Source organism: Petrotoga halophila DSM 16923, assembly GCF_002924615.1.
The window spans coordinates 1-9,851 of sequence record NZ_JALY01000160.1 but is presented as its reverse complement, the minus strand read 5'-3'; the positions used below and the strand labels follow the sequence as shown (position 1 = coordinate 9,851).

Sequence of the window (9,851 nt, the reverse complement as noted above, 5' to 3'; positions counted from 1 at the left end):
TATCCTAAATTCATGATTACTTCTTTGGACTTTTTCCCCATGGACTTTGCTACCCAAACATTGCAATCCGAAAGGATTTTCATTATATCTTCAACTTCTGAATGTTTGTGCTGAGTAAAGTTATCGTTAATTCTTTCCTCAAAAAAATTCAGCATGCCATTCTCTAATTCGTATATCCTATATTTCTCAGATATTCCAAAATGTGCTTTGTTTACACTGTTTCCTTTTATGCCTAATGCTATCTTCATAGTATCTCTCCTTATATTTTAGTAATATTTGAAGACAAAATTGCCTGTTTTTAGACCACCGTTTAACCTCTTTGCAATAACATCACATTTGATTTTTAACAAATAGAAAATAGGTCTACTTTCATCCAATAATCCTTCTAAATTTCCTTGACCTTTACTGATTATAATATCTGCATTTGAAAATATTTGTAGGAACTCTTTACTTGAGTGTTTTAATACTATTCCAGGGGTATCGCATCCACTTGAAATTAAAGAACAGTATCTATCAATTTCTATATTCTTTGCTTCTTTCATGGTGACATCGTTTAAAATAGGCTTGTCTCTGACCGCATAAGTAAGATTCACTTTATACTTCAATAATTCTTGAATGAGTAATTTATCAAAAACAGCTTCACCCGCATTATCAGCTATAATTAGTATACTGTTGGCATTAGATAATTGTTCTTTAAAAAAGGGGTAATCACTATGTGAAAACCCGTTTTCAATTGCTCTTTTGACGTTATCCTCTATATCAACGTTTAAGCTAACCCCCGCATCTATAGAATTTCCAACTGCTGACATTATCAAAGCCGATAATAATGGATCTTCTGAACTTTTAACTAACTTTTCTATAGTTGGATAGTATTGTTGAGCAGCTTTTATATTTTTTTCTTTGAATTCTAAATATATATCGTCCTTTCCTGTTTTTTGTTTTATATAATTTTGAATTCTAGTAACTATTTCAGGAGCAGAATCATCATCGGTGATATCTGGGATCATTCGAGCATATTCATTCAAAATATCTCTAATAATTTTTCTGTTCTCACCGACTGCCATTCTACTTGCCTCAAGAACTTGTCTATATATACATGGAATACAATCATACTCGATTTTCAAGTAATAAAACCTCCAACATTTTATTTTTTCTTAGTTAATCTAAGTTTTTTTCCACACACTTTTTTTGCCTTTGCCAAAATTTTCTATATAACCTTCTTCTCTGAGATCGCTCAACACTTTTCTGATCTTAGTATCAGAAGTTAATGGGAATTTTTTCCTAAGTTCATTTATAGTGAAAGTATCCTCAGTAGCTTCAAGTATTTCTCTTCTTATATCGTAGTACATACCCCCTGTAAAATCTTTTTTAGTTTCATATTTAGATGCCACTTCTGAAACAATAGTTGGGATGTTATCCTTTTCATGTGACATGACCGCTTGAAAGAACCGTAAAGTCCATTCATTTGCTAATTTCCTGTTTCCAGCAAATATTATTTGAAACCCAGGATGATAAGCAAAAATCTCAGCTAAAACTTTAGACAAATAGGATGGTGTGTACACCTTCAGCTTACATGGATTCAAAAAATCGGAGTAATTTGCTTCAACAACGAAAGAAGAATGTTTGTATTTAGCTAATTCACCAAGCTTCATGTGTAGAAGAGGCAAATTCCCAATGTCTCCAATAAAATTGGTAAAGGTTTTTCTTTCAGCAACCGCTATTATGCCGCTTTCACTTAGCAAGGCATAATCGCCGGCTTTGAGCTGCGCTCTTTCAACGTTACAATTGGCAAATTTCCATGGATATCTTTCATTTATGTCGATCAATATATGAAGATGATGATTCCCTTTTGCTGTTAATTTAACTTTAGGGCGATGTTCTTTTAGTCCTTGTTCCGTTCTCCAAAATATCTGTTCGTATTCTCCTTCTTTATTTTTATACTTCTTTTTTAAAAAGAGAAAGTCGCATCTTTTGTTTTGTTTTCTGTCAAGAACTACAGACAACCTTTTTCCGTAGCGATTTATTGATATAATAGGAACTCTTTCAATCTCTTGGTAATTACTCGATGGTTTTTCTGTGTCTCTCATGCAAAAGATATGCTTACCAGCACCTGGCCATTTGTCCTGGACGAATAGTGATAATATTATTTTTTCTCCTTTTCTGATAGTTACCCTGTAAGGAAATCTGTATTTTTCTGTTGATTCAAGAACCCATAAAAAAGAACCCATCGATTATTCACCTTTCTTACAAAAAAGAAAATACTCAGTATTTCTTTCTATATCTAATTTTATAATATTTTTCAGTTTTTGCAAAATTGATTTTGCGGTTTTTGAAAATTTTTCTTTATTCATGACGAATATGATTTCTATAACAAAAGGCTTCTATCATGAAAATAGTGAGTGATTAATCTCGAGTTCATTTCTATTTATAAGGTGAATTGATATATAATTATAGTTGAAAAAACTTTTTAGGGGAGGATTTTTTATGCATAAAATAGCACAGATAGTTGATGCTGCAAGTAATTTACCCATAGAAATTCTTGAAAAATATAATATCGTCAAAATTCCTTTTTACATAACCTTTGATGGGAAAGAGTATCTTATTCAAGGTAAAGATATCTCTGATGAAGAATTTTACAAGAAAATGGCTGAAAATCCAGACAAAGCCCCAAAAACTGCGGCACCAAATCCAGAAGATTGGTTCAACGCTTTTAAAGAAAAATATGATAAAGGTTTCAAAGAGATAATAGCTACAACAATATCAAGTGAGTTATCTGCAAGTTATCAAAATGCTTACATAGCAAAAAATGATTTCACTGATAAATACCAAGACTCAAAAATAACCTTAATAGACACAAGAACCTGTACATGTGGTCAGGCTGCTTTGGAAATAAAAATCGCGCAAATGATCAAAAGTGGAGAAAAAGCTTTTGAAGAAATCTCCAAAATAGCTAAAGAATCTATCAAAAAAACTAGTACAATATTCACTGTGAAAACCTTAAAATACATGAAAGCCGGTGGAAGAATAGGTGGTGCTACCCAGTTCGTCGGCACTCTATTAAATATAAAACCGATAATGGAATTTGTGAATGGAGTAGTAAAGCCAATAAAAGCAGTTAGATCAAGAAGAAAATCATTAGAAGAAATGGTCAACATAATTTCAGATAGAATAAAAGATCCTAAAAAGGTAATTATCTCCACAAGGAACGCCATGTGTGAAGAAGACGAAGAATACATGATAGAAAAACTCAAAGAAAAGCTAAACTATGAAGGTGAAATATACTCAGGTACGTTGGGAGCAGTAATTGGAGCTCATTCTGGGCCTGGGGCAATAGGAATAGGCTTCACAGAATTAGAAGAAGAATAAAACAAAAGGATGTAGGGCAGGCTACGGGGTTAAAGAGTGCTAATAAAGATTCTTATTCCTCACGGGTGGACAGCGGGCGAAGGGGCGCTAAATAAAGACTAACGACAGCTTACATCAAAACAAATAACTTTTAAAAAGAAAGAAGAAACGAAAAAAAGAAATGAAAATTGAAAAGTTTTCCAAAAAGCTTGAGAATTAACTACGAGGTGATCCATTATGATGGTTGGAATACTTATAGCTTTTTTATTTGGTCTTTTCTTAGGATTAAAAGGATGGCTAAAATGGTTGAAAAAAATTAAACCTGTCTTATGGTCAACAGTTTTGTTGCTCTTTTTCATGGGTTATGAAATTGGCAACGATGATACTTTGTTTTTTCAAATTAAAGAAATTGGATTCACAGCTTTATACATAGCAGTGTTTTCCATTATTGGAAGCATTCTTTTCACTTCTATTTATGAAAAGTTTTTTAAAAAGGAGAAAACTAAATGATATTGCTATTATCTGCAGTTATTGCCGGAATAATATCCGGTATCTATTTTAACATTAATATCCCGAACAATTTAACTACTATTTTACTAATGTTTTTAGTTTTTAGCGTTGGGGTTGACATAGGAAGTGAAGAAAAGATACTCTCAAAATTAAAAGTCAACATGAAAAATATACTTTTTCAATCAATTTTAACTATATTAGGAAGTCTTATTTTTGGCTCTTTGGCAATATTCTTTACAGACTTGAATTTACAAGAATCACTAGGCGCTTCTGCAGGATTCGGTTGGTATTCTCTTTCAGGGGTTATGATCAGCAATCTTTACTCTCCTGTTCTAGGAGCCATTTCTTTCACTGCAAATGTAATTAGAGAAATTTTAGCAATAGTTCTAATTCCTTTAGTTGCTAAATGGTCTCCTCTAGGAGCAGCATCAATTGGAGGAGCCACTTCAATGGACACAATGCTTGGAGTAATAGCAAAAAGCACCGATAAAGAAACTACTCTAATAGCCTTTGGACAAGGAGTAATACTTTCTCTTTCCGTTCCAATTCTCATAACAATGATTTTTTAGAAAAAGTAAAGCTTTTTTCCTTAAACGGGTGGGTAAAGAGGCGAAGCCCTAATTTTCCTTCCTTAGATGGGTAGGCTGTAGGCTAACTGTGGGGTGGGCAGCGGGGTGAAAGGGCGCTATAAAGCTCGCTGTACAGAATTTGTGTGATAGGGTGGTATATTGTTATAGATCAGATATATCCATAAAAAGATTGACCCTAAATCACTATCTCTTCATCATAATTTGAACTTTTATAAGCCACGTCATTATGTGATACTTCAACTAATTTTCTAGCGCTCAATCCTCCATAATTTTTAACAATTTTTTCTACAACCCTTCTTTCTTCATCTGTTAAATTCCTTAAAGGAGCTTGATCTACCAAACCAATCTTATATGTCTCTTGCAAAAACATTTCAGAAAAATCGATATTCATTTTTATTAAATTCGTCTTTATCAAATAATCTAAAAGAACGCCCTCTTCATTTTTTGCTCCTTTAGGAATTGGGCCATAATTATAATGAATAAATTTCAAATTAGCAATTTGCCTGCCAAGAACTTTTTTGGATTCTTTTTCAACTAACCATAGCAATTTAAAAAAGACGGTTTTGTATAAAAAATCCTTATGATAATATTTTTTTGAATAATAAAATAAACCAGCTATTAAACCTTTCATTTTTTCAATATCTATTTCAGGATGTTTAATATACAGAATTTTTTCCAATTCTTGAATTTCGAGTTTATTTTCAAATTCTTTAAGAATTCTTTGAATGTTTCCTAAGATCCTCTTATACTCGATATCGGGAATATTATCTTTATTACTTTTTAAAATTTTGTAAAATTCAACTGGTTCGGAAACTCTCTTAATCAAATCGCTATTAACTTTAGTTGGTAACGAACCCATCTCATAACGTTGTATAGTAGCTTCTCCTAAACCTAAAATCAAAGCAAATAATGTTTGAGAGACATTATACTTACTTCTAATTTCCTTGATCTCTTCCGGTAACACCAAATTATTCAATTCAGCATATTTTCTGTATGCTGCTTTTAAATTCTCATTCTCATAGTATGGTTCAAGTAACTCAGCCCCACATTCTTCACATATAGCAACAGTCCGTTCGACTTCAATAGGGTAATTCTTAACGTTATAATTCTCTTTCTTTTTTATCGTTTTATACCCCACCAATTTTCCACATTGCTCACAAAACAACTTTTCTTTTGGTTTTTTCAATTCATACATTTCCTTCACCCTCCTCAATACTTATGGGTGGGAATCAAGTAAAGCGAAGCTACTCCTTTTGATCAATTGCTTTCTTTAATAAATCTGAAGGGCTTTCAAATTCCAAATTAATGAGTCTTATATCTTCGCCTAACACACCTATCATAAGATGAATAAGTTGTGTGATCCAGCTCTTGGTTTTTGTTTCAAGTGTAAGCGTATTGTCAAAATTCACTTGAACTTCTCCAATAATCTGTCGGGCTCCCGGCGTTTTACTTATAGGGTTCCAGTGCCCTTTAGGATAAGGCCTTGTCCATATATAATATGCTCTCTCCTCATTTATATCTACAAGCCACACATCACTAAGCTTTTCGAGTTTACTCATTGCTAACTCTGCGTTACCTATTTTAAATACGGCTGTGCAAAAGATCATTGGTTCCTCTCCCGCAGGGAAACCTTTAAGATTAATATTAAACATCTCTTCAACTTGTTCACGAAGATGCTCATCAAAATTAAGAACAGAAAGCAGGTATTCCTTTTCCTGTTGAATTTTTTGTTGAATAGAAGTTACCTGAGTTGTAGAATAAGAATCTTTACTCATACTTTGCTCGCCAACTTCATTCTCCTTCTTTTTCTTTGGACTTTTTGACATTTTGATATACACCCCTTTTTGTTATCAGAATATCTATCTCTAACACAATGAATGATTATACGGAATTATAGTTTTTCTTCCCAAAAACATTTACTGACCATCCTTATTATACCATTACCTTTCTTGTTTTAAAATTTTAAAACACTAAACCTTTTAGAAGTCAATTTTGATAAATTATGAAAGAATAAACGCAGGCGTGCTGTGGGGTGAATGGACAAGAGGCTCTTTTCCTTAGAAGGAAGGGGGATGAAAAGTTAAAAGAATCTTTCCCTTGTGGGAGGGGAGAGGGGTTAAAGAGCGCTAACAAAGATTCTTATTTTTCACGGGTGGGCAGCGGGGAAAGGGCGCTATAAAACTTATTATATGCTAGTTGAGTAATAAGTTAGCACACCTTCAAAAACATATGGTATAATTAAGTTGAATAACACAAATCTAACAAAAAAGAGAGGCCAGCTATGAACGAATTAGTGCACAATCCTCACGATCGATTCTTCAAATGGATTTTCAGTGATAAAAAGATAGCTCGAGACTTCTTACAAAATTATCTACCTCAAGAAGCTGTAGAAATAGTAGACTTAGATTATTTAACCCCTGAAAACAACAGTCATGTAGATGAAAAACTTAAAGAAAGCCTCTCGGATATGTTGTACAAAACAAAGATAAATGGACAAGACGGATACATATACATTCTGATGGAACATAAAAGCTACATTGAAGGTAAAGTAATCTTTCAACTGTTGAGATACATTACGAGCATATGGGAAGAAAAATACGATCCCAAAACAAAAAAGGTACCGATAATAATACCGATAGTAATATACCATGGAAGAGAAATCTGGAACGTAGAAACGAATTTATTAAATATGGTACAAGGGATAGAAGATTTACCAAATGAACTAAAAACATACTTACCTACATACCGATATGAAATATGTGATTTCTCGATCAAAAGGAAAAAAAGGATAATAGGATTAACAGCGATGAAAGTTGCAATAGAAGCAATGAGAGCAGGAACGGCAATGACCAAAGAAGAATTTAAAGAAAGATTAAGAAGGGTATTTGAATACATAAAACAACTACCAGAAGAAGAGGTACATGAATGGTTTGAAGAGTGTATGATCTACTTATTAAACGTAAGGGAAGATGTAACGATAGAGGAGATATTAAAGGTACAAAAAGAAATAATGCCTGGAAGGGGTGAAATAGTTATGACGATAGCTGAAAAGTTGAGAAACGAAGGTAAATTAGAAGGTAAATTGGAAGGTAAAGTTGAAGGAAAACTTGAAGAAAGAAAAGAATTTGAAATTAGATTACTAAGCAAAAGATTCGGTAACCAATTAACCAAAGAGTTAAAAGAGAAAATAAGAAAAGCAGATGAAAAAACGATTGATTACATAGGAGACAATTTGTTAGAAATAACCATAGAAGACCTAAAAGAAATATTGAAATAATGGTAGTAAGCTAAACACTAGCTGATATTTTTGGATGTGTTACAGAGCGAAGCCCTTTCCCACTTCCTTAAAAGAGGGAGTGAAAGGGCGCTATCTCTTAAATTCTAGAGTCTTCAAAGTTTCTATTTGCTTTTTGAAAAGAAGGGGGTAGTTTGTAATGCTTAAGGTGATGGGGGCCTACAAATTAAGCAAAGATTCGGGCTTAATTCTATACCACGATACAAAAGAAAAACTCTACTATACTTACCTATACTCCATGGGTCTAATGTTATATGGAGACTCCATAGAACAATCTCTTAATGAAACTATCCAGGTTTTAAGCGAATATCAGGAATTTATAGAAAGAGGCAAATTAAACCCAATAACTCTATTAAAAAAAGAAAAATTGAGTAAAACTATTCAATTATATTGGGGCTTATTAAAAGCAAAAATTATTTCACATTCTAACAACAAAAAGAATATGGAAGATAGTATAGATCAAATTAACCAAGGAATTATTCACTTAAAACATGCCTTTTAAAAAACAATAATCATAACCATCAAATGGGGATTTATCCCCATTTTTTTACTTTAATCTTCAACTTTAATCCATTATAAAATTAACCTCCGCCAACTAAGCAAACAAACTCACCCAAAGTTGTGGCATAGACTTTGGATACATCTTTTAGAGAAGGTTTTTCAATTAATTCCTTTTGCACTTACCAAACGAAAAGTGTACCAAAAAAGTGCCCGCTGAACGAAAATTAGTCTCTACATCTTTATTTTTATTTTATAAGGAAGTTCCTTTTTTCAAATTCTTTCTTTTTTATTTACAGGAATGCTTCTTTACCTATTTAAATGACTAATTAATAGGTATTATTGAATTTGCTATTCTTTTTTCATTTTTTACAGGTGTTGTGTAATATCTTTGATCAATTCCATACAATATACTTTTTAAATCTTCATCGCTTCTTACGACAAATGCGCCTTTTTTTCTCTCTAAATCAGGGCAATAATCTTTAATGTAATCAAATATTTTTTTCTTTTCCTCACTATTAAAATTTTTCATTGTGTTCATTGCCATAGCAATTCTTTTTCTATTTGATTTTTTCACATTTTTAGAAGAAAATCCCTGATCAAGGCATATGAAGCTTTGTTCTAAAAATTCTTTTGTTTCTTCCTCAGTTGCTTCTCTATATAATTCTTCTATCCCTTTAAATATTGAGGTTATAGAGGTTAATTTTTTGAAGTATAGTTTATCTTGATTTTTTAAATAAATAGCATCCGGAATATCATTAATTACTATAAATTTAGTATTTTCTTTGAATTTAAATGCATCTCCAAGATATAATAACTTTTTACTTAGAATATGAGAGTTTAACACTCTTTGAAAGTAATATTCATTCTTATCTTGATATGAAAAAATAAAATCTATTTTATCTATTTCAAGTTTTTCTAATTGTGAATACTCAACAGACTCAAAATTGTTTTTTAGAATATCAAGGCAATATGGTTTCTTTGAAAATTCAGATATAGCGAACCAAGAATCTTCGTCTAAATTGTGATCTGGTAAATACTCAATTGGATTATCTAAATCTTCAGGTAATTTATAATAAAAATTATCATCGGATGTTATTTTTCTATATTTATTATCATTACCTCTTTTTCTTATTTTAGCCATCAGATGATTCACCTTTTCCCCCTCCATTATCTATAAAAGTATAATTATTGATACGTTTTAAATTTTCAAAATGTACATCGCTTGGTTTTCTGAGAACTTTTCTTGTGATTAAAAAAATTTGGTTCTATCACGAAAATAGTGGGTAATTAAGCTGGAGTTAAATTAAGTTTACCAAGGGCAATAAAGATAGTGATTTTTAAATTCTTTAATGTTTTAAAACCAAAAGCCCTTTTAGTAAATCCTCTAAGTTTAGAGTTCATACCTTCTATTTTACCGTTAGAGATATTCGTTTTTATGTGCAACAAGATACCTTCTATGTGATTTAAAAGAGTCTTAGCAGCTTTAATCATTTCAGGTATATTTGATTTCATTACCTTTTCATACCATCGTTTAAAATACTTAGCTGCATAAGAAGGTTTCTTGTAATCGAACATCTTTTTAAACTCAAGTACCAATCCGTAGGCTTGAA

At 31.8% G+C, this 9,851-nt stretch carries 12 protein-coding genes; 5 read left to right on the top strand and 7 right to left on the bottom strand.

Annotated elements, in window-relative coordinates; genetic code table 11:
• From AA81_RS07790 to AA81_RS07780, 3 genes are all read right to left on the bottom strand, one after another.
• A partial coding sequence (locus AA81_RS07790; protein ID WP_211292676.1) for a NifB/NifX family molybdenum-iron cluster-binding protein occupies positions 1-248 on the bottom strand: 248 nt, incomplete at its 3' end.
• An 18-nt stretch (positions 249-266) separates the two neighbouring features.
• Positions 267-1,124, bottom strand: coding sequence for a damage-control phosphatase ARMT1 family protein (locus AA81_RS07785; protein ID WP_103898718.1), 858 nt, complete (start codon positions 1,122-1,124; stop codon positions 267-269).
• A 39-nt stretch (positions 1,125-1,163) separates the two neighbouring features.
• Positions 1,164-2,228, bottom strand: a complete 1,065-nt coding sequence (locus tag AA81_RS07780; RefSeq protein ID WP_103078680.1) for an ERCC4 domain-containing protein — start codon at positions 2,226-2,228, stop codon at positions 1,164-1,166.
• 256 nt (positions 2,229-2,484) lie between these two features.
• On the opposite strand from AA81_RS07780, the gene AA81_RS07775 reads away from it, so the two are divergent.
• The 3 genes from AA81_RS07775 to AA81_RS07765 all read left to right on the top strand — a co-directional run bounded on the left by AA81_RS07775 (position 2,485) and on the right by AA81_RS07765 (position 4,424).
• Entirely contained in the window at positions 2,485-3,366 is an 882-nt protein-coding gene (locus AA81_RS07775) for a DegV family protein (protein WP_103898717.1), read from the top strand.
• A gap of 216 nt (positions 3,367-3,582) precedes the next feature.
• Entirely contained in the window at positions 3,583-3,855 is a 273-nt protein-coding gene (locus AA81_RS07770; protein ID WP_103078682.1) for a LysO family transporter, read from the top strand.
• Entirely contained in the window at positions 3,852-4,424 is a 573-nt protein-coding gene (locus AA81_RS07765; protein ID WP_103078683.1) for a LysO family transporter, read from the top strand. The genes AA81_RS07770 and AA81_RS07765 overlap by 4 nt, the downstream gene beginning before the upstream one ends.
• A 196-nt stretch (positions 4,425-4,620) precedes the next feature.
• Here the strand turns inward: AA81_RS07765 and AA81_RS07760 are convergent, their stop codons facing one another.
• Positions 4,621-5,640, bottom strand: coding sequence for a type II TA system antitoxin MqsA family protein (locus AA81_RS07760; RefSeq protein WP_103898716.1), 1,020 nt, complete (start codon positions 5,638-5,640; stop codon positions 4,621-4,623).
• A 49-nt stretch (positions 5,641-5,689) separates the two neighbouring features.
• Positions 5,690-6,271: a hypothetical protein gene (locus tag AA81_RS07755; RefSeq protein ID WP_103078685.1), complete on the bottom strand. Its 582-nt coding sequence runs from the start codon at positions 6,269-6,271 to the stop codon at positions 5,690-5,692.
• Between the two features lie 455 nt (positions 6,272-6,726).
• Between AA81_RS07755 and AA81_RS07750 the strand changes: the two genes are divergently transcribed.
• Together AA81_RS07750 and AA81_RS07745 are read left to right on the top strand one after the other, a co-directional pair.
• Positions 6,727-7,722, top strand: coding sequence for an Rpn family recombination-promoting nuclease/putative transposase (locus AA81_RS07750; protein WP_103898715.1), 996 nt, complete (start codon positions 6,727-6,729; stop codon positions 7,720-7,722).
• A 157-nt stretch (positions 7,723-7,879) separates the two neighbouring features.
• The gene (locus AA81_RS07745) at positions 7,880-8,242 is read left to right on the top strand and encodes a hypothetical protein (RefSeq protein WP_103898714.1); all 363 of its coding nucleotides are present in this window, start codon (positions 7,880-7,882) and stop codon (positions 8,240-8,242) included.
• 321 nt (positions 8,243-8,563) lie between these two features.
• On the opposite strand, the gene AA81_RS07740 is transcribed toward AA81_RS07745, so the two are convergent.
• Entirely contained in the window at positions 8,564-9,394 is an 831-nt protein-coding gene (locus tag AA81_RS07740) for a hypothetical protein (RefSeq protein WP_103078688.1), read from the bottom strand.
• A 134-nt stretch (positions 9,395-9,528) separates the two neighbouring features.
• On the bottom strand, positions 9,529-9,851 hold a 323-nt coding region (locus AA81_RS07735; protein WP_146050363.1), incomplete at its 5' end, for a transposase.

What these genes read in the sequence shown, in the direction of transcription:
- AA81_RS07780 (WP_103078680.1), bottom strand. Translation starts at nt 2,228, where the DNA reads ATGGGTTCTTTTTTATGGGTTCTTGAATCAACAGAAAAATACAGATTT.
- AA81_RS07775 (WP_103898717.1), top strand. Translation starts at nt 2,485, where the DNA reads ATGCATAAAATAGCACAGATAGTTGATGCTGCAAGTAATTTACCCATA.
- AA81_RS07770 (WP_103078682.1), top strand. Translation starts at nt 3,583, where the DNA reads ATGATGGTTGGAATACTTATAGCTTTTTTATTTGGTCTTTTCTTAGGA.
- AA81_RS07765 (WP_103078683.1), top strand. Translation starts at nt 3,852, where the DNA reads ATGATATTGCTATTATCTGCAGTTATTGCCGGAATAATATCCGGTATC.
- AA81_RS07760 (WP_103898716.1), bottom strand. Translation starts at nt 5,640, where the DNA reads ATGTATGAATTGAAAAAACCAAAAGAAAAGTTGTTTTGTGAGCAATGT.
- AA81_RS07755 (WP_103078685.1), bottom strand. Translation starts at nt 6,271, where the DNA reads ATGTCAAAAAGTCCAAAGAAAAAGAAGGAGAATGAAGTTGGCGAGCAA.
- AA81_RS07750 (WP_103898715.1), top strand. Translation starts at nt 6,727, where the DNA reads ATGAACGAATTAGTGCACAATCCTCACGATCGATTCTTCAAATGGATT.
- AA81_RS07745 (WP_103898714.1), top strand. Translation starts at nt 7,880, where the DNA reads ATGCTTAAGGTGATGGGGGCCTACAAATTAAGCAAAGATTCGGGCTTA.